General features: G+C 59.7%; 16 protein-coding genes and 2 pseudogenes. 13 read left to right on the top strand and 5 right to left on the bottom strand.

From position 1 onward, the window contains the following. The first annotated feature begins 892 nt into the window (after window positions 1–892). A complete protein-coding gene (locus tag V3587_RS29970; RefSeq protein ID WP_283377625.1) occupies window positions 893–1,786 on the top strand; it encodes an SMODS domain-containing nucleotidyltransferase in 894 nt (297 codons plus the stop codon). Beyond that, the gene (locus V3587_RS29965; RefSeq protein WP_283377626.1) at window positions 1,776–2,360 is read left to right on the top strand and encodes an SLATT domain-containing protein; all 585 of its coding nucleotides are present in this window, start codon (window positions 1,776–1,778) and stop codon (window positions 2,358–2,360) included. The genes V3587_RS29970 and V3587_RS29965 overlap by 11 nt, the downstream gene beginning before the upstream one ends. A 323-nt stretch (window positions 2,361–2,683) precedes the next feature. Here V3587_RS29965 and V3587_RS29960 read toward each other — a convergent pair whose 3' ends face one another. Next, the gene (locus V3587_RS29960) at window positions 2,684–4,258 is read right to left on the bottom strand and encodes an ISL3 family transposase (protein WP_283377627.1); all 1,575 of its coding nucleotides are present in this window, start codon (window positions 4,256–4,258) and stop codon (window positions 2,684–2,686) included. 590 nt (window positions 4,259–4,848) lie between these two features. Between V3587_RS29960 and V3587_RS29955 the strand changes: the two genes are divergently transcribed. From V3587_RS29955 to V3587_RS29945, 3 genes and pseudogenes are all read left to right on the top strand, one after another. After that, window positions 4,849–5,625, top strand: coding sequence for an IS110 family transposase (locus V3587_RS29955; protein ID WP_283377628.1), 777 nt, complete (start codon window positions 4,849–4,851; stop codon window positions 5,623–5,625). Window positions 5,626–5,641: 16 nt separating this feature from the next. After that, a pseudogene (locus tag V3587_RS29950) lies at window positions 5,642–5,938 on the top strand (DDE-type integrase/transposase/recombinase); the annotation flags it as partial. Window positions 5,939–6,057: 119 nt separating this feature from the next. After that, on the top strand, window positions 6,058–6,180 hold the full coding sequence (locus V3587_RS29945) for a hypothetical protein (protein WP_283377629.1): 123 nt from the start codon (window positions 6,058–6,060) through the stop codon (window positions 6,178–6,180). A gap of 374 nt (window positions 6,181–6,554) precedes the next feature. Here V3587_RS29945 and V3587_RS29940 read toward each other — a convergent pair whose 3' ends face one another. Continuing rightward, window positions 6,555–7,394, bottom strand: a complete 840-nt coding sequence (locus V3587_RS29940; protein WP_283377630.1) for an IS3 family transposase — start codon at window positions 7,392–7,394, stop codon at window positions 6,555–6,557. A 232-nt stretch (window positions 7,395–7,626) separates the two neighbouring features. Here V3587_RS29940 and V3587_RS29935 point away from each other — a divergent pair, with 232 nt between their 5' ends. Further along, the gene (locus tag V3587_RS29935) at window positions 7,627–8,688 is read left to right on the top strand and encodes an IS110 family transposase (protein WP_283377631.1); all 1,062 of its coding nucleotides are present in this window, start codon (window positions 7,627–7,629) and stop codon (window positions 8,686–8,688) included. A gap of 16 nt (window positions 8,689–8,704) precedes the next feature. Here the strand turns inward: V3587_RS29935 and V3587_RS29930 are convergent. Beyond that, a pseudogene (locus tag V3587_RS29930) lies at window positions 8,705–8,971 on the bottom strand (transposase); the annotation flags it as partial. Window positions 8,972–9,329: 358 nt separating this feature from the next. On the opposite strand from V3587_RS29930, the gene V3587_RS29925 reads away from it, so the two are divergent. The 5 genes from V3587_RS29925 (at window position 9,330) to V3587_RS29905 (ending at window position 14,740) form a co-directional block, all read left to right on the top strand. Beyond that, on the top strand, window positions 9,330–9,596 hold the full coding sequence (locus V3587_RS29925) for a hypothetical protein (RefSeq protein ID WP_283377632.1): 267 nt from the start codon (window positions 9,330–9,332) through the stop codon (window positions 9,594–9,596). Between the two features lie 641 nt (window positions 9,597–10,237). Continuing rightward, a complete protein-coding gene (locus V3587_RS29920; protein WP_283377633.1) occupies window positions 10,238–10,747 on the top strand; it encodes a hypothetical protein in 510 nt (169 codons plus the stop codon). 128 nt (window positions 10,748–10,875) lie between these two features. Further along, window positions 10,876–11,505, top strand: coding sequence for a hypothetical protein (locus V3587_RS29915; RefSeq protein ID WP_331703510.1), 630 nt, complete (start codon window positions 10,876–10,878; stop codon window positions 11,503–11,505). Between the two features lie 185 nt (window positions 11,506–11,690). After that, a complete protein-coding gene (locus V3587_RS29910; RefSeq protein ID WP_283377635.1) occupies window positions 11,691–13,487 on the top strand; it encodes an ATP-binding protein in 1,797 nt (598 codons plus the stop codon). Window positions 13,488–13,744: 257 nt separating this feature from the next. Beyond that, window positions 13,745–14,740, top strand: coding sequence for an Abi family protein (locus V3587_RS29905; RefSeq protein ID WP_283377636.1), 996 nt, complete (start codon window positions 13,745–13,747; stop codon window positions 14,738–14,740). Window positions 14,741–15,008: 268 nt separating this feature from the next. Here the strand turns inward: V3587_RS29905 and V3587_RS29900 are convergent, their stop codons facing one another. Beyond that, window positions 15,009–15,293 carry a hypothetical protein gene (locus tag V3587_RS29900; RefSeq protein WP_331703507.1) on the bottom strand — a complete coding sequence of 95 codons (285 nt, stop codon included), beginning with the start codon at window positions 15,291–15,293 and terminating at the stop codon, window positions 15,009–15,011. A 357-nt stretch (window positions 15,294–15,650) separates the two neighbouring features. Here V3587_RS29900 and V3587_RS29895 point away from each other — a divergent pair, with 357 nt between their 5' ends. Further along, window positions 15,651–16,256 (top strand): IS5 family transposase, encoded by a 606-nt coding sequence (locus tag V3587_RS29895; RefSeq protein ID WP_283377637.1) that lies wholly within the window; start codon window positions 15,651–15,653, stop codon window positions 16,254–16,256. Between the two features lie 531 nt (window positions 16,257–16,787). Here V3587_RS29895 and V3587_RS29890 read toward each other — a convergent pair. After that, window positions 16,788–18,206 carry an aspartate ammonia-lyase gene (locus V3587_RS29890; protein WP_283377640.1) on the bottom strand — a complete coding sequence of 473 codons (1,419 nt, stop codon included), beginning with the start codon at window positions 18,204–18,206 and terminating at the stop codon, window positions 16,788–16,790. Window positions 18,207–18,619: 413 nt separating this feature from the next. On the opposite strand from V3587_RS29890, the gene V3587_RS29885 reads away from it, so the two are divergent. After that, window positions 18,620–19,663: an MFS transporter gene (locus V3587_RS29885; protein ID WP_283377638.1), complete on the top strand. Its 1,044-nt coding sequence runs from the start codon at window positions 18,620–18,622 to the stop codon at window positions 19,661–19,663. Window positions 19,664–19,724: the final 61 nt, after the last annotated feature.

The raw sequence follows: 19,724 nt of genomic DNA, 5'->3' as shown, positions 1-19,724 counted from the left end.
GCTCCTCCCGACGCTTCGCGTCGGGAGCGGGGAGCGAGTCGCTTCGCTCCCCGCCAGGGAGCCGCTGCGCGGCTCGCAGTGGGTCGAGTACCGTTGCCGTCGATCGAGTCGCTTCGCTCCTCTGAGATTCGAATTTTGGTTCTCACCAATAGGATTCATCGTAACGTCTGAACCGGTACCCAACACCCGAACGAGGCTGGGGAGGAGGGAAGGGTCAGGAAAAGCGCCCCGTCTCGCGTCCACTGCCTCGTCATCATCACGCTCCCAATCATACACCCCACATGCCCAAACCGCAAAACAACCCGAAAACACAAAACACTAAAACATCAACCACTACAACAACATTCGACGTTGACAAAAACACAACCGTGCACAACCAGCGAAACCAACTCAACACCAACCGAATACCGAAACACACTGACACACAACAACATTCAAAAACACCAAAAACGAGCCCCACAACACCCCCCACCCGACCCCGGCACCACTCCCCCACACCCCCCCTCGCCGGCACCCAAACAACCCAAGTATTCAGAACTGATCACGGAAATTGGGCCCAGAAACAGTTTTCAACCGTCAGCAACACGCCCCACCCCGCCCCTCCCGACAGGCCCGAACCACTACCCGACACCACGGCGACACCCGCACCAGATCAGACCGGGTCGATCATCAGGGCCGCCGCGTCGTGCTCATCAGCGTCGTCCCTTCACCCACCATCACCGGCGGGACATGTCGTCAACACCAGTCAGCCCGCAAAAGGCCCCCGCGCCCGAGGGAGAGTGCATCTACGTCCCGATTCAGCAGGCGGCTGTGCCGGACAAGGTGACCAGTCACCTAAAATGGAGACCGTCCGGTCCCAGTCCTGGGTCGGCAATCAAAAACGGGGGCTGGATTGAGTACGTCGTCGCGGTTCGAGAAGTTCGTGTCCAACATCTCGCTGACCCAGATCGAGCGAGATGAAGCTACGGCGCGGAGCAACGCTGTTGCGAAGAAGCTGGACGACCACTACTACCCAACGCGCGCCTACACCGGCGATACCAAGTTGTTGATCGGCTCGCACGGCAAGCGGACTCGGGTCCGACCGGTCCGCGACGTCGACATGATCTTCCGCATTCCGCCGGCGACGTTCACGCGCTTTAACGACTACGCCTCGAATGGTCAGTCCGCCCTGCTTCAGGAGATCCGGAGCGTCCTGCGTACGCGGTTCCCATCGACGAATGTGAAGGGCGACGGGCCGATCGTCCTCGTGGATTTCGCCAACGGACACACTGTCGAGGTGTTGCCAGCTTGGCACTACACGAATGCGGCCGAGGAGATAGACCGGTACTGGATTCCGCACACCCGCGACGGCGGGAGCTGGAAGCTGTCGAGCTATGCCGCGGAGTTCCGCAACGTCGATGATTCTGACAGGGCATCGGCCGGTCAGAATCGCCGGTTGATCCAGATGATGAAGGTCTGGCAGCGGTACTGCAACGTGCCAGTCAAGTCGCTGTGCCTGGAGCTGCGGGCAGTTAGGTTCCTCGCAACTTGGTCGAATCGAGGCAAGTCGTCGACCTGGGACGACTACATGATTAGAGACTTCTTCGAGGAGCTCATCGATCGCGCGAACTACTACTGCGAGATCCCTGGGATCACTGAAAAGTGCTACTACGGTCATGCCTGGCTTAGCAAGGCAAGGACTGCGCTCGCGAACGCGCAGCGGGCATGTTCGTTCGAGGCAGCCGGCGACGAGTACAACGCCGCAGTCGAGTGGAGGAAGATCTTCGGTGCGCAGTATGGATTCTGACGGAAACCTGGACGTCATCCGTGAGACCTTCGGGCGGGTCGTCTATACACATAAGACTCATGAGAAGGACCGCGAGATCGCTGCAAAAAAGGCAGCGAGGATGAAGTGGGTCAACATCGCGCTGACGGCCCTGACTTTCGGTGGCGTCGTCGGTACGGCAACGATCGGTAAGACAGGATTTCTCGTGGTGAGTGTTGTACTGGCCACCCTAACGCTCGGATTCACGGTCTTCCAGCTGAGCTTCGACCCCGCGGAGGATGCGTCGCGACACCGCGCCGCCGCGAAGAGCTTCCTATCCATCCGCGATCGGTATATCAACCTGATAGCGGACGCGGCCGCGGGAATGTCGGCTGAAGAGGTTCGTGCCCAGCGAGACGAGCTGCAGCAGGAACTCGATGACCTCTACCAACATGCTCCCGACACGAGCGCTGCCGCCTACGAGAAGGCGCAGAAGGCTCTGAAAGACAACGAGGAGTTGACATTCCACCCGGGTGAGATCGACGCGTTTCTTCCCGAAGGTCTCCGTTCGAACCAATGCGGCTGCCGCCATCAGCGTCACGCACCATCGAACTAGCAGGACATCGGTAACTCGCTCGCCAATTTGCCAAGATGCAGCCCCCGGGAACCCGTATGCGCAACGGTCAACTGAGCGTTGCGTCCTATTGATGTACCCCGGGGCGGGTCCCCGAGTCGGCAATACGACCAACTCAATGCGTCCTCGCACGGGTTGCACGCACGGGCCATGTCCGCGGGCTCAGCGTTCCCCTCGTTGGCGCGCTCGACCGCACGGCGGATCGCGCGGCGCGCGGCCTGGACGTCGACCATCCATGCCCCAAGATGAGTACCCAGCAAAGCTTGGGGGTTCTGGCCCACTTTCCGTGATCGATTTTGAATGTGTCAGTTGCTGAGGAGTATTCGTTTGCGGAGCAAGTCGAATCCAGCACGTCCGTACATTTGCCGTTTCAGCATCTTGATCCGGTTTACGTGCCCTTCGACAGCGCCGGAACTATAGGGCAGAGTCAGCCCGTTTCGGACGGCTGCGTGGTCGGTTTCTAGTCCTCGAACGAAGCGATGCAAGTGCGGAAGATCATCTGCCGAGACGGCAGACATCCAAGAGTTCAATTGTGCACCAAGGCGTTCGGTGAGCATCTCCGCGAACGAAGTGACATGCCCTGCGGTGGCTTCGATGTGTGGACAGCTGGCGAGGACCTGTTTGAGTCCGATCTGCTCATCGTCGGTGAGGTTATCGGGATGACGCAACATCCAGGAGGTGATCCGCCGGACCTTCGGGACCTGTTCTCTGGCCGGCGCAGCGCCGATTGAACGCAGTGGTCTCAAGTAGTCGCGGACGGAGCTGTAGCTGCCGCGATATCCCAATGCTTGAAGTTCTTCGTAAAGTGCAGCAGCGGAGGTGTATCCATCGTTGAAGCGGTCATGCAGGTGAACGGCGAACTCGTCCAACATGGTGGGCCGGCCCGCCCGCGGCGCACCCAACAACTCGTCGACACTGCTCGCGCGGTAAAAACGGCGGACGGTCTCCCGTGCCAGCCCGAGCTGGCGGGCGATCGCTCTGATTCCCATGCCTTCGTTCTTGAGATTTGTGACCGCCTCGAATCGCCGTTTCGTTCGCGCGGTGAGCGCCGAACTCTCCTGGCGAGTGGCGTGTACCTGGTCGGCGGCCCGCCTCAGGAGTTCTGACGTGGTGCGTTCGATCGAAGGTTCAATTTCCGACTCTGCCTTTCGTAGGCAATGATGATGGGCCGCAACGGTTTTCTCCACCGCCTCGGCAAGGTTGTGCCACAGATGCCAGCGGTCTGCAACCTCGATCGCCTCCGATGCTCCGGCGCGGGCTGCTTCGGCATATGCGCCAGCGCGGTCGCGGCAGATCACCTCGGTTCCTGGGTGCGCCCGCAGCCATTCGGCGACGGTGCCGGCTTTCCGGTCGGCGAGAACATCGACCGGGCGATGCGTTTCCATGTCGATCAGGATCGTGCCGTACCGATGTCGTCTCCGCAGCGCGAAATCGTCGATACCGAGCACAGTGACCACTCTTGTCTGAGGGTCAGGTAATGCTCGGACCAGGCGCAACAGGGTGGAACGTCCGACATCTATCCCCAACGCAGACGCCAACCTCGATCCTGCTCGCCCCGCCAACGCCAGCGCGATCTGCTCCAGGATTTCGCGCAGCAGCGGCGTGGTCCGTGCGTAAGCCTTGGTCAGTCCGTCGATCTGCTCGACAAATGTGCGTCGGTCACAGCCACTGTCCGAGCACAGAAACCGACGCACCTGCAAAACGACGTAGCTCGATCGGCCAGCTATCGCCGTATCGGCGAGCATGCGTTCATACCGACTGTGGACCCGTTTCGAGGAAACACCACACGCCGGACAGCTCGCCGACGTCGACAACGGCGACGCACGAATACGGACTCCACCTGCGTCCGCATCGACCGAATCGATGTTGACCCCCGACAAGTGCGGAAGAAGTACGCGCAGGTCACAACAGTTCTCAGAACACCAGAACGATCATCTCCCGCACGATCCAAGTCCTACCGGAACGACACGCGGCGCGAAGGTGGAGCCGTCACGGAAATTGGGCCAGAACCAAAATTCAGATGCCGTTGACATAGATTGGGTGAGGGCCCACGAGACGAACGAAACACCGACTGGAACGCAAGGCGATTCCCGAAGTTTGAGTGTTCGCCCGCGGACCCGCCCGGGTCGGATCGGTGTCCCTGTTCAGGAACTCGAAGCTGTCCTCACAGACGGACTTCTGCTTACAGAATGTCTGGGCCGTGCCGTCCCCGCTCTGGGCTCGTCACCTTCGATCCTCGAACAGATATGGCGCAGCACATGAATCTCACCCTCGGAATCGACCTCGCCTGCCGGGCAGCGCATCAAGCCTCGCTCGCACGACCAGACGGCAGCTACACCTGGACCGGCAAGAAATTCTTCACCCACCCCCACGACCTCGAACAGGTATGGGCAGACCTCGAACTCGGCGAGAGCGACACCGTAACCGTGGTCCTCGAACCCACTCGCAACGCCTGGGCGCCCGTCGCCTCGTGGTTTCGCCGCCGCGGTGCCACCATCGCCCTGGTACCGACCACACAGTCCGCGGACCTACGGGCCTACTACTCCAAACACTCGCCGAACTCGCTGCCGACATCGCGGTCGAGGCGCTGCAGGCACGAGTGCTTACCGAGCAGATCGAGGACCTCGACGAGCGGATCGCCGATCTCTACGAGGAAGCCGACCCGGCAGGGATCATCGCTTCCGCCCCGGGGATGGGGCCGGTGAACTCCGCCGTCGTCGCCGGCCGGATCGGTGACCCGCACCGGTTTCCCAGTCTCGCTGCGATCCGCGCCTACTCCGGACTGGTCCCCAAGGTCAGCCAGTCCGGGCTGCATAACCACCAATACGGGCTGACCAAGGCAGGGGACCCGCTCCTGCGGGAGGCTCTGTTCAATGCCGCCGACCACGCCCGTAAGACGGACCCGCAGCTCGCAGAGAAGTATGTCCGGCTCAGGAACTCCGACCGTCACCACGACTCCGCGATCTGCCACATCGCGACCACCCTGCTGACCCGGATCGCTGCCTGCTGGCGCGCCGGAGAGCATTACGTGTTGCGCGATACCGACGGCCGCATCATCACACCCGAGGAAGGCCGCAGTATCGTCCGTGAACACCACCAAATTGACCCGAAGGTACGCGAGAAGGGTGCTCGCAAACGTCAGTCGAAGCAGTTGAAGGAGAGGGCGGGTCGGGAGCACCAGGAGTCGCGGAGCACTCCAACATCCCGGCCCGCCGATTTCGAGTCTACGAGGGTCGATGTCGCTTGACTGTTGTTAGGAACTCAAACTCCGCAGCTACGATGTCGCGCACCGGAAGACGACGTCGACAACTGAGCACAGGCAAAACAAGTACTTGAATAATCGGTGCGAGAACTCCCATCAACCGACCCGACAACGTGAACGCGCGATGAAAGGGTTCCGCTCTGTCGGTTCAGCGCAGAGGTTTCTGGCCTCGTTGAGTCGCATTTCGCCGCACTTCCGCCCACCCCGCCACCGGATGGCCGCCACCGATCACCGCACCGAAATTGCCGCCCGATTTCAGGTGTGGGATCAGGTCACCGAACAGGTCCTCGCTGCCTGAACGTCGCTCGGCGTGATGGCGTGATGTGCCCGAAAACAGTTGCACACCAAACAACTTGACAACACCACTGATAGTTCTCGCGTTTCCACGCGATGGTAGGCATGAGGTGGGCCTGGGAAATGACTACTTGGGTTGTTGTCCAATCGCTTTCGCCGAATCCGTCCATCAGTGTCGTCTGGGTCTCGGATGGCCGGCTCGCCCAGAGTGCGTCGAATCCATGGTCGATTCCGTTCTTGTTGTAGATATCCACCCATTGCTGCCACTCGGGGAACCGAATATCAACAGATCTATCAGTCTCGCAGTACCCCTCGGTGATGGCGGCGGTGGCGACAACGCTGTATCCGCGACGGTTCATCGCACTCACGAACGGCTGCCAGTACTCCGCGAAAATTCTTCCCACATAGCCCACCTTTAGTCCACAGATGTCGACGCAGAGTGCATGATCGTCGAACACGTTGTGCGGCTCGGGGACAAGTTCTGCGTTGACGACGTCACCCACGCAGTATTGGACCAGGAACTGGCCGTAGGTGTCCGTAGCTGCAACCTCGTGCAGAATCCCGCCTTCCGGGAGTCTCCTGGCAGGACCCCATTTGGTGAGCCACTCGCTATCAGAGAATCAATGCGTGTGAATACAGCTGGCAGCGTACTCATTCGGAGTTCGATACGCCAGCGATGAATGCCGGTGCCGGGTGTTGTAGTCCTGCTTCCAATCCTCGATGACCACCCGGGCTTCGAGGAGACTGTGGAACTCGTTCATGTTCAAGCACTCGTCACGGACACGATTGTTGAACGACTCGATGTACCCGTTCTTCCACGGCTGACCAGGTGGAACATATCCGATACCCAGTCGGTCCTCGCAGAACGTCCGCAACGCCTCGGAGATGAACTCGGGCCCGTTGTCGCACCGCAGTACTTGCGGTGGGCCGTCCCAGAGTGCGAACGACTTCTCCAGCGCGGTGACGAGATCCTCTGCAGGGATGGATCTCTCGACGATGTTGAGCACCGACTGACGCGTGTGTTCGTCTACCATCGACGCGATCTTGAACTTCCGACCGTCCGTCGTCGAATCGAACTGGAAGTCGATCGCCCACACCACCTTCGGCGCATCTGCCTCGGTGATCGGAGTGGTCGAGGCGCCGGCCCGTTTCCGGATTTTGCGGACTTTCACCCGCAATCCTTCCTCGCGCCAGAGACGCTGAACCTTCTTCTTGTTGATCACCCAGCCCGCGGCACGCAAGTCCGCCCACGCCCGACGAAATCCCTTGCGGGCATTCGCTTTGGCCCAGTCCCGCAACCACTTCCGCAGATCGGCGTCCGGATCATCCGGGGTGTTCTTCGCAAGCTCCTTCCGCTGAGTCGATCGCGGTTGCCCGACAATTTTGCAGGCGAACCGCTGCGAGAGCCCCATCGTTTCCTGGAGCATGACGACAGCGTTTCGTTTGGCGGTCGGGCTCAAAATTTTCCAGTGATAATGGAATCAACCCGTTGACGGAAACGGCCTGACCCGGAATTTTCCTGGCCTTACGTGTGCCTTTCTCAGGACCCGTCGACCGACCTTCAGCGGGCCACCACAACACCACAGTGGAGCACGCGACGTACGTGACCTCGTAGGAGCCTGCCAGCCTCATCCGGCCCGTCACTGGCCTGTCCGAACCTCGCGCCACGTCCAAGCGAGGAGAGGCCACCACGTGAGACAAATTGCCAACCGACAGCGTATCTACTGCGGCATCGACACCCACGCCGACACCCACCATGCCGCCGTCATCACCGACACCGGAATTCTGCTCGAACACCGTCAATTCGACACCACTGCAACCGGATACGACGACCTGACACTGTGGATTCGCGAGCTCGGAGAACCCATCGCGGTCGGCATCGAAGGCACCTCCTCCTATGGTGCCGGCATCGCCCGACACCTACGCCACCTCAAGATCACGGTCGTCGAAGTGCCCCGCCCGAACCGCAAACTCCGCCGCAGCGTCGGCAAGAGCGATCCCATCGACGCCGAAGCCGCAGCTCGGGCAGTCCTGGCACGCCATCAACTCTCCGAACCCAAACACGGCGACGGTCCCATCGAAGCGATCCGCGCACTGCGTGTCGCCAGATCCAGCGCTGTCAAAGCTGCGACCGCATCGATGAACGCCATCCGCGCCATGCTCGTCACCGCACCGGACACGTTGCGTGCACAGCTGCGCGGACGTAGCACCACGGCACTGCTCGATGCCTGCACCGCACTCGACGCAGACGTTGCCCAACTGGCCGACCCGGTCAACGCAACCATTCTGGCACTGCGCTCACTCGCCAACCGGACACGTCAATTACGCAGAGAAGCAAACGAACTGAAAAAACACCTCGCCAAACTGGTCAATGAGGTAGCACCCACCACGTCGGCCGTCTTTGGGCTCGGACCCGACACCACCGCCGCACTTCTGGTCACCGTCGGAGACAATCCGGGCCGCTTGAAATCGGAATCATCCTTCGCTCACCTCTGCGGAGTAGCACCGATTCCCGCTTCATCAGGAAAGACCACTCGTCACCGACTGCATCGTGGCGGCGACCGACGCGCCAACCAAGCACTTCACACTGGCGTCATCGTCCGCCTCCGATACAGCGACAACGCCCGCTCCTACGTGCAACGCCGCACGTCAGAGGGAAAATCGATGCCCGAAATTATCCGCTGCCAGAAGCGCTACCTCGCCCGAGAAGTCTTCACCGCACTCCGACGTGACTACCGCGCACTGACCACTTGACGTCTATAGGAGCGTCCTTGGCCACCTCGTTGAGGATGTCGATGGCCAGTTCCTTCTCCGCCAGCAGCCGTTTGAGTCGCGCGTTCTCCTTCTCCAGCTCCTTGGTCCGTTTGGACGCCTCGGCGTTCTTCTCGGACCCGTACTGGTTCAGCCACCGGTACCAGGTCGCTTCGGTGACCTGGAGTTCCTTGACGACCTCGATCATCGGGTGGCCGTCGTTGAGCATTTTCTGGCCCTGCCGGACCTTCGCGATGACCTGTTCAGGGGTGTGTCTGCGTGCCATGATTCGTGAATTTCCTCCTGTGTCCATTATCGGACACGAAACTCACACAGACACTGGACTTCTACACGGGGACCCAACCATCGGCTCACTCCCGGCATGGGTGTCTGCCGGCGGGGCACTATTTACCGCCGGCGGAGTTCTCGTCGCCTTGCAGTCCTATAGGTCGACACTGCGCGCCGATCTGGAGGATCAGGCGAATCAAGTCCGGCTACTCGGTGTCTCATGGCTTCCTAGCGGCACCGAACAGGGAAAACAGCAGTGGCGAACCGAATTCAAGAACAGAAGCGACAAACCCTTGTACAACATCAAGATTCATGGGTTCAGAGCATCAGTCGAGGAAAACGCAACCAGTGTTCTGATGCGACCGATCACCACAATCTTCCTTGGAAACGGCGAGGAGCGAGGTCATCCGCTGAAAGTCTCCGATACCGCATATTGTCCAGAACTGGCCACCGGCGAAGGTTGGCGCACACTGTGGGAAGCCGACGGCACCGACGCAACCGGCCCAAGTCACCACTACACCGCGATCTGGTACTCGGTTCTGGACGCAAACGGCCGCTCTTGGAACATCGCTGACAATTACGAACCCACAAAAATATCCCGTTCCGAACGGCCGCTTCCCTGACTCATTCCCGTGCACGTGGGCGAATCGAAAGTGCAGGGGTGCACGCCGCGTGGGCGGTAAAAGCCGCAACCCGCTCCAAGTGAATTTTCTCTCGTACCTTTGACGGATATTTGATTACAACTTTTGATGGAATCCGTGGTGGGCCCGCCTTCGCCCACAGTTCTAACCGTGCTAAATGTCGATGGGCAGACGTATTCTGCGTTCAGTCCAGCTCACCCCGAGCTGCACGAAACGAGGGAGTTAGCAAAATGGCTTCGATTCCTACTCTTACTTGTCCGTACTGCCGTCACAAATTCGCCGGCGTGAAGGTCACCAAACACGGCGTCATCAAGTGTGGTAACTGCGGGAAGAACTTCAGGATCTGACTTGGCTATGCAGCCGAGAACTACACCTTCCAGTTCTCGGCTGTCGCGATCCTCAGAGACTGGCCGGATTCCAGCGATGATGCAGCAAAATCTGCCTGCGATATCTCAATTTCTCAACTCGCTGGCAAAAGCTGTCAGGCCGTAAACGGGTCAGTTTCTGCGTGAATTCCTAACCCGCATCTCTATCGTCCATACCTGAGCGCTTAATCTGATCTTCCTGCCGGACGACGGCTCGACTAGTGCACCACGGTGCAGACAACCTGAATGGATGCACACGTGACGAACGTAAGTATCGCAGTGGCGCCGAAGCGATTCGAGCAGCCCGGAAGCATTTCGGTTGATCAGCTCCGGACGATAGTCCAGGATTCGCATCTCAATTTTCTGGTCGGAGCCGGCACCCCCAGTGCGTTCTTCGGGATGCTCGGCGACATCGAGGATGCACTCACCACGATCGCTCGACGTGACGACGTGACCGATGACTCGAAGGCGATCGCACGGGCTTCCATTCAGGGGTATTTCTTCGACAAAGTCATTCTCCCTAACACCGAACTCCTCAAGCCGACACCTAATTCCGAGGCCAACGCGGTGCTGAGGTCCTACGCAATCTTCGGGCAGACGTTGAACAGGATTCTTCTCCGGCGGCGCAGCACCCTGCTCAGCAAGAAGGTGAACCTTTTCACCACCAACATCGACTTGGTGTTCGAGGTGGCCTTCGAACGCCTCGGGGTCGGCTTCAACGACGGGTTTCCGGAAAGATTCGCCCGACGTTCGACCTCGGATCGCTGAGTTCGCTGCAGTACCGTTCAGGTGTGCGGTACGAGCATCTTTCGGAGATCCCCACATTCGACCTGTACAAATTGCACGGCTCCATCGGGTGGGAACTACTCGACGATCCGACAACCACATCAGACATCGTGTTCGACCCGCACTTGAGCACTGTCGCCGCAACTCTCGCCGCACTCGATGAACTCCGTCCCGAACTGATCCCGATCAACACACGTGATGATGTCGACGCCGAAAAATTGCTGGCGCAGGCAGAGAAAATGGTTCGATCGAACAAAATCGCCACGTTCACACATGCCTATGACCGACTTGTCATCGTCAACCCTGAAAAGCAGAAGTTCGCGACGACGGTTCTCATCGAAACGTATTACGAGCTGATCCGGCGGTTCGCCAATGAACTGGAAAAGGAAAACAGCGCACTGTTCGTCATGGGTTTTTCGTTCCGCGATGAGCATCTCCGCAAGCTGATCGTCCGAGCAGCTCGAACCAATCCGACATTGCAAATCATCGTGTTCTGCTACAGCCTGGCTGACCGCGCCGCCTACGAGAAGCTCATTCCCGAACTCGACGTGCCGAACGGCAACATCCTGTACGTCACCCCGCCTCCGCCGGCGGACGATGCCGACGATGATGATGTGGTTCATTTCGATTTGGATACTGTTGTCACGCAATACTTTGCACCCCTCATCCCAGAGTCCACACGCGGCCCGGACGGGCAGATCGAGCTCATCTTCAAGACCGACGACAGCGGGACAGCGTGATTGATCAACCGCTCCTCCAAGACGAGTCCGTATTCCGGGTCGGGCGAGTCATATCCGTCGAAGGACGGCGCGTCCGTGTCGCCGTCGACAGACTCAAAAATGGATCACACTTGCTCTACCGAGGCGGCATCGTACGAAACATCGCAGTCGGCAGCTACCTGAAGATCTCCAAAGGCTTCACCGACATGATTGCAAAAGTTGACGGCGAACATGTATCGGAAGACCGGGGCACCCATACCCACTACCGGCGCAGTGTCGACGACTTCACCCGAACACTCGATGTCAGCCTGATCGGGTTCCTGCACAACGACACATTTCAGCGAGGAATCCGAGAGCTTCCCCTACTCGACAACGAATGCTTCATCCTCACCCAGACCGAATTCCAGTCCGTTCATCAATTCGTCCAACCCGGTGACGCGGCCCTACCGCTCGGGGTCCTCGCGATGGAACCCACGCAGGAAGTCGCCATCGGCGTCGATGCCATTTTCGCCAGTCACATCGGAATCTTCGGCAACACAGGAAGCGGCAAGTCCTACACCCTCGCCAAGATCTATCACGAACTGTTCGAACAATTTTCGGCCGCACCAGGTTTCAGCCAACGAGCACAGTTCCTTCTGATCGATTTCAACGGCGAGTACGTCGACAGGGTCGGCGTACCTGGCGCACACGCCACCGAAGTGATCGCCGGCTTCCCCACCAAAAAGTCATACGTCCTCTCCACCCGTAACGACACCAGCGACAAACTCCCCCTGCCGAAGAGCGCCGTCCACGACCCACTGTTCTGGACAGTCCTGCTCGACGCGACCGAAAAGACCCAAGCTCCCTTCATCAGCCGAGTCCTCACCAGCGACTACTGGGACAATCTACTTCCCTCACCTTCATCACTCCTCACAGTGATCTCTGAAATCGTCTGTCGCGCAACCAGAAATACCGACCCCGCAGTCGACCGACAACTTTCCTTCAACTTCCTCGAAGAAATACACGACTGCCTCGGCTCGGCAGCAACACCAGAGTTCGAACACGTCATTCAAGACCTGAAAGACAATCTCCACTTCAATTCCGTACACAGGACGTTTTACTGGTCGACTCCCCGGACATACGCAAACGCCGACGGCTGGGATGAGTTCCTGGCTCCGAAGATCACCCAACTCGATCTGGACTTCACCTCCATCGAAGACATCGACCTGGTGCGGTTCAAAATCGTCATGCAGTACTACCGCGACATCATCAGCGGCTACTCCAGCCGCGAACACCTAGGCCCACTCATCAAACGGATGAACGAACGCGTACCGAGCATCAAAAAACTCATCCGCGTCTCCGACGACGGCCTCGCCGAACACCCACTGACAGTCGTCTCACTGCGCGACGTCAACCTGGCGATGCGCAAAGTCATCCCGATGATCCTGTGCAAACAACTCTACGACCACAAAAAGGAAACCGACCCGAGCGGGGAACGCTACCTGAACCTCATCATCGACGAAGCCCACAACATCCTCTCCACGCAATCAACCCGTGAAAGCGAAGCGTGGCGCGACTACCGCCTCGAAACCTTCGAGGAAATCGTCAAAGAAGGCCGCAAGTTCGGAGTCTTCCTCACCATCGCAAGCCAACGCCCCCACGACATCTCCGAAACCATCATCTCCCAACTACACAACTACTTCCTGCACCGACTGGTCAACAACCTCGACATCCGCGCCATCGAAAAAGCTGTCGCCTACCTCGACGCCGTCTCATTCGAATCCCTCCCCATCCTCCCCACCGGCACATGCGTCATCGCCGGCGTCTCCGCCCAAGTACCGATCGTCGTCAAAATTGGTGAACTCCCATCCCCGTCGGAACCGAACAGCCGAACCATGTCGGTCACCGAAACCTGGCTACGGGCAACGGATAACGCAGCACAGGAGTTGACCGACAGCACAGATGAACCCAACGACGTTCCACAACTCGGTGGACGCCCGGACTTCGACGACCCACCGTTCTGAACTCGCTGAGCGAAAACTTCCGGAGCGAACGACCGAACACCATCGAGCTACCATCTCAGCCGAACTGAGTAATTCGGATTCGCAGTGCATAACCTGCCGGCGTTCGCGTGACCCCGAATTGTTACTCATCGTTGAGTAGGCGTACCGCACCGATGTTGCGGTCCATTCATGCTAATCTCGACGTACTACATCCCCCACGCCTCTCCACGATGCGCACTTGGGGGATTTTCTTTGTCATAGCTCGGAAAGGAACGCACATGGCGCGACCCCCGCGTGCGCCCCGACCTCGTGGCTCCCTCGACTACGACAAACCGCCCTTGAACCTCGACGAGCTCGTCAGACGCCTCTCCGACCGCGGCCTGCAGATCCCGGACCCGGACCGAGCCGGTCGGTACCTGCGCCACATCGGCTACTATCGGCTCTCGCCCTACACAATCCCCTTCCAGCAAGGACAACCCGACCATCTCTTCCGTGAAGGTACGGCGTTCGACGACATACTTGACCTCTACGTCTTCGACCGGACGCTACGACTGTTGGTCATGGATGCACTCGAACGCATCGAAGTCGCCGTCCGCGCGGCACTGACGGACCACATGTCGACCACCTACATCAACCCACACTGGTACACGGCCCCTGAACACTTCCGGGACCGCGGTAAGCACACCAAGCTGTTGGCGATCATCCGCAACACCTGCGACGAGCGGTTACGCGGCGCGCCGGACGCTGGGGAAGACTCGTTGGTGCACCGCTCAGCCCTCGAGCACTACCTCACCACCTACGGCTCGCCCGAGCTCCCGCCGTCCTGGCTGATGGTCGAAACCTTGACGATTGGACAGCTGGCGAGCGCGTACCGCAACCTGAGCCTGCGCTCCGACCGCACGGCGGTCGCCAGGAGCATCGGTCTGACCGCGCCCGTGCTGGAGTCCTGGCTGCAAACCTACGTGCGGGTGAGGAACGTCTGCGCGCACCACGGGCGGCTGTGGAACGTCGGCCTCGGCGTGTACCCGGCGATCCCGAACTCACCCACAATCTCGTGGCTGGAGGGGACGGACGCTCTACCGGAGCGGTCGAGGACGCGCCTCTATCCTGTGCTGGTGTCGCTGCAATCCGTACTCGACTCCGTGTCCCCACGCAGCAGCTGGGCGCAGCGGCTTTACGGACTACTCCACACCCGCCCACAGATGAACCTAGCCGGAATGGGAATCCCGGACGGCTGGGCGAACGACAACTTCTGGAGCCGACACATCACGTGAAGGCCATGCGTCAAACGTGCACTTGCCAGTTCGAAGGTGTCGCGGTTGTCCATTCCTTCGGCGGTCCGCCGGGACTGTCATGGTCGATCATGTAGCGATAGCCCTGTGCGGTGCGGAAGCCAGGGCAGGAAACTAGTCTGCCGCGGCGAGTGTCACTACACGGTCCGATCGGCAGTTCACCGACACCGCGCCTCTTGTCGAATCTCGTCGATGAGGTAAGTCGGCAGGGCCTTTCCTCGCAATGGATGGCCTGTGCCGACAGCGGCTCTCACCCCACTACCGGCCTAGGTCTGTGCCGCCTGGCCGTTCCCCGATGTCCACCCTCGGGAAGATGCGTGGGGAATAAACGCCCGTCTTCGGCGTAGCGCTGGACTTCGACACCGCAACTGGCGCCGAAATTCGCCTCTGTAGCCGCCGCGATCGCATCATGGTCGGACTCGAAAAATTCATCAGTCCACGAGCCATCCGGCATCGCAATCTTGTAACGGTCCATCCCCAACTGTGCGCCGAATTTCTGCCCGAAACAACCGAAGTCAGAGAGCAACTCGTTCACCGAAGCGCACGCCCCTCACTATTGTCCATCATGTAGTGATCGCCTCGCCCTCGTACGGCAGCGACGGATCACACTCGACTACGGCTGCGAGTTTCACTGCACGGGTTCGATCTCGTTCGTCGAATCCCGCGGTCACGAAACAGGCGCCTGGCGAGGAAACATCGAACACCCGGATCGGACACGCCCCGACGAAGCCTGACCCCCGCATCCAGCACGCCCGGCGAAACTGCTGCACCAGCAGCAAACGCCGATTACTGCAAGAGTGCGTCCGGGAACTCACGATGGCGATGGGCGGTGTGGTGGGCTCCTGATTAGGTCAGTGATGTCGATTCGCTGCCCGTACCCAGGAGCCCACCAATGTCGTCATCGCTGATTCCGCAGTGCTCGTCGTGCCCGCCCCACACGGCACGCGGGCATCGCTGCACGGCGTATTCGTCCTCGTCGCTGACCGACGCGCAGTGGACGATGCTGGAACCGTTGCTGCCGCCGCCTGGTAATGCGGCGGGTCGCGGCGGACGTCCCGAAAAGCATTGCCGCCGAATGATCCTGGATGCCATCCTGTACCTGGTGCGGGGCGGGATCGCGTGGCGTCAACTGCCTGCCGACTTCCCGCCTCCGACCACCGTCTACGACGTGTTCACCCGCTGGGTGCGAGCCAGGGCGTGGCGGCGCATCCAGGACGCGCTGCGCGACCGGCTGCGGGTGCAGGTCGGACGAGATCGATGCCCGACCGCGGCGGTTATCGACTCGCAGACCCTGCCCGCCGCCGACACGGTGCCACGATCCAGTCGCGGATGGGACGGCGGGAAACGGACGAATGGGCGCAAGCGACACATAGCGGTGGATGTGACCGGGCTGCTGCTGGCCGTGGTGGTTACCGCCGCGTCGATCCAGGACCGCGATGCCGCGTTCCGGCTACTGTCGCGTCTGCGTGACGCGTTCTCCACGATCCGGCTGGTCTGAGCCGACGGAGGCTACCCCGGTCGGCTGATCGGCTGGGCGAACCAGGTTGTCGCCCTTCAGATTCAAATCATCAAACGCATCCCCGGCAGTACCGGATTCCACGTCCGGCCCCGGGTCTGGGTCGTCGAGCGGACCTTCGCCTGGATCAACAAGCACCGTCGCTGCGTCCGCGACTACGAAACCAGACCCGACCACCACGAAGCCATGGTGCACATCGCCATGATCGGCCTCATGACTCGACGACTTGCACGAATCTCATGAGTATCCGGACGCCCTCTAATAGTTTCCGTCGAAACTCCATCACCCGAAGGTCGCTCGCCGCGAATTGTGTACGCCTTTGCTGAAGCCAACTGCATTCGCCCGCAGGAATCGAATCGGGCTCAGATCATTTCTCCGGGTCTGGGTGTGCGTTTTGACCATCGCCATATCGGGCTTAGGGAACGGGAAAGCGTTGCCTCGCAGTGTCCTCCAGGGATTTTCCGGACCTACGCGCAGCAACTTATCTGCGTGTCCAGGCACCACGCTGGACGCTCAGTGAGGTTCAAGTGCTTTCACTCCGGCAACCCGGGCCGGGTTCAGAAGTTGATCGAGCTTCTCTTGAGAGACCAGGCCGCTCTCGAGCGCAAGTTCCATGACTCCGCAGCCGCTATCGAGCGCTTGCTTTGCGATGCTCGCGGCGGCCGTATATCCGATCTCGGGCACCAATGCAGCGGTAAGCGCGATCGACGAGGCAAGGTGTCGATCCAGATTCACCCGGTTGGCGACGATACCGTCGATGCAGTTGTCGGCCAGGGTGTGGCAACCGGCTGTGAGCCGAATCGTGGCATCGAAGAGGGACTTGGCGATCACAGGTTCGAAGGCGTTGAGCTGGAGTTGCCCTGCTTCGGCGGCGAATGAGACCGTGATGTCTTTGCCGATGACGTCGAATGCGATCTGATTGACGACCTCGGGGATGACCGGATTGACTTTCCCCGGCATGATGCTCGAACCAGCTTGTCGGGGCGGAAGCTCGATTTCCCCGAACCCTGTACGTGGTCCGGAGGACAGGAGCCTGAGATCGTTGCAGATTTTGGACAGTTTGATTGCAACTCGCTTCAGGATCCCGGAAGTGTGCACAAACACGCCGGTGTCCTGGGTCGCCTCGACGAGGTCGGGCGCGCTGATCAGGGAACGGATTCCGGTGATGCGCTGCAACTCGACCACCACGACTTTCGCGTAGTCGGGTGGTGTGTTGAGTGCCGTGCCGATCGCGGTTCCACCCAAATTGAGTTCGCGCAACAGGGCACGAGTTTCCTCGACTCGCTGCCGGTCTTCGCTGATCATGACTGCGAAGGCACCAAATTCCTGCCCGAGCGTCATCGGCACCGCATCTTGGAGCTGTGTGCGTCCGACCTTCAGAATGTCGGAGAATTCGACAGCTTTATGTGAGAGCGAGTATTCGAGCCGCGCCATCGCTTCGAGCAGAGCGCCGAGGTATCGATCGAGGGCGAGCTTGACGGCAGTTGGATACACGTCGTTGGTGCTCTGACAGAGATTGACGTGATCGATGGGATGGATCGTGGCGTAGTCACCCCGCCGCCGCCCGAGCCTTTCGAGAGCCACGTTTGCGATCACTTCGTTCGCGTTCATATTCGTCGACGTGCCTGCACCTCCCTGGATTGCATCGACGACGAACTGATCGTGATGCTGTCCAGCGCGGATCGTTTCGCAGGCGGCGACGATGGCGGCGCCTACCTCCTTGTCGAGCAAATCCAACTCGATGTTCGCTGTGGCCGATGCCTGCTTCACCACGGCGAGCGCATTGACGAATTCGGAATAGCCACCGATCGACGTGGTCGTGATCTGGAAGTTTGTCAGCGCCCGGGCGGTGTGAGCGCCGTAGTAGGCATCACGTGGGACCTCGACTTCACCGAGGGAGTCCCGCTCGGTTCGCGTCGTCTGGGGGTTCATCTTCACCGCTGGCACCTTGCCTTCTCGCAGGTTCGGCCACATCAGCACGTCAGCATCGCCAGAACAGCGTCCTTGGCGGTGCCCGATGGCCATGGGCGGGGATCCGCATTGTGTCGGAGTGGGCATCCAATAGTGAACAAGTTGTTCACTGACAACGAACTGTAGCGAAGGCGCTCACGGAAGTCGATTCTTGCCGCCCAAGTGCATATAAAGCAAAGAAAGTCGCCACCACGTAGGATGAGGGCTTGCAATGAGGCGCGCATCACGTTCTAATGTTCGCCAGCAGTACACACTTTGATCACTCATTATTGAGGTGTGGAGTTTGCCGAATGACGGCGTCGGATTCGCCGAGATTCCGGTTCATTCGCCCCTTCTGCACGGACATGATTGACCTACCTTCCGAGAGGACCCCGATGTCCACCACACCCAGCCCTCACCAGGTGCGGCCCAACCAGTCAAGACGCGTCGCCTTGTCAAGCCTCGCCGGTACCACTATCGAGTGGTACGAGTTCTTCATCTACGCGATCGCCGCCGCCCTGGTTTTCGACAAGCTGTTTTTCCCGAACTTCGATCCGGCGGTCGGCAAGATTCTGTCCTTGTCGACCTTCACCATCGCGTTCATCGCACGACCGATCGGAGCCGCGGTGTTCGGGCACTTCGGCGACAGGATCGGACGGAAGAAACTCCTGGTCGTCACGCTCTCGATCATGGGCGGGGCAACCGTCCTTATCGGTGCACTGCCGACGTACGACCAGATCGGCATCTTCGCACCACTGCTACTGACAGTGCTCCGCTTCGCCCAAGGGTTCTCTCTCGGCGGCGAATACAGCGGCGCAGTCCTCATGAGCGTCGAACACGCACCGGAAAACAAACGTGGACTACTCAGCTCGATCGTCAACACCGGATCCGCATTGGGCCTGATGCTCGCAAACCTGGTCTTCCTGGTTCTCGAGAAGCTACCCGAGGATGCCTTCATGTCCTACGGATGGAGGATCCCATTTCTCCTCGCGGGCATCCTCGTGTTCTTCGGAATTTTCATCCGAGTTTCACTCGACGAGAGCCCCGAATTCCAGAAGGTTGCCAAAGAGGGCAACATCGAGAAGATGCCGGTCAAGATCGTTCTGACCCGGTACCCGAAGCTGGTAATCCTGATGGCACTGTCCTACCTGTCTATCGGGACCGTCTTCTACATACTCACCGTGTTCTCGATCTCGTACGGCACCGGGCAAATCGACATCGACGAGGCGTTGATCTTGCGGTTGATCCTTTTCTCGACCGTCTTCCTTGTCGCTGGCATCCCGTTCTTCGGCTGGCTCTCGGATCGATACGGCAGGCGCCGAATATTCATCGCCGGCGTCGTCGGACTTTCGGTCTTGCCTTGGGCCTGGTTCCCGATGTTCGGCTCGGGCAACGCAGTCATCATGTTCATCGGCTTCCTGCTGGCCTCGTCAACTTAACCGGGCCGTCAGTCAGGGATGATTGTCGGATGAGTCGTGGAGACGAAACGCGGGTGGATTC

It is taken from the genome of Rhodococcus sp. IEGM 1306, assembly GCF_036541985.1.
GTDB lineage: Bacteria > Actinomycetota > Actinomycetes > Mycobacteriales > Mycobacteriaceae > Rhodococcus_F > Rhodococcus_F qingshengii.
Note: the sequence above shows the minus strand (reverse complement) of the source record. Positions and strands in the feature narration are given on the sequence as shown.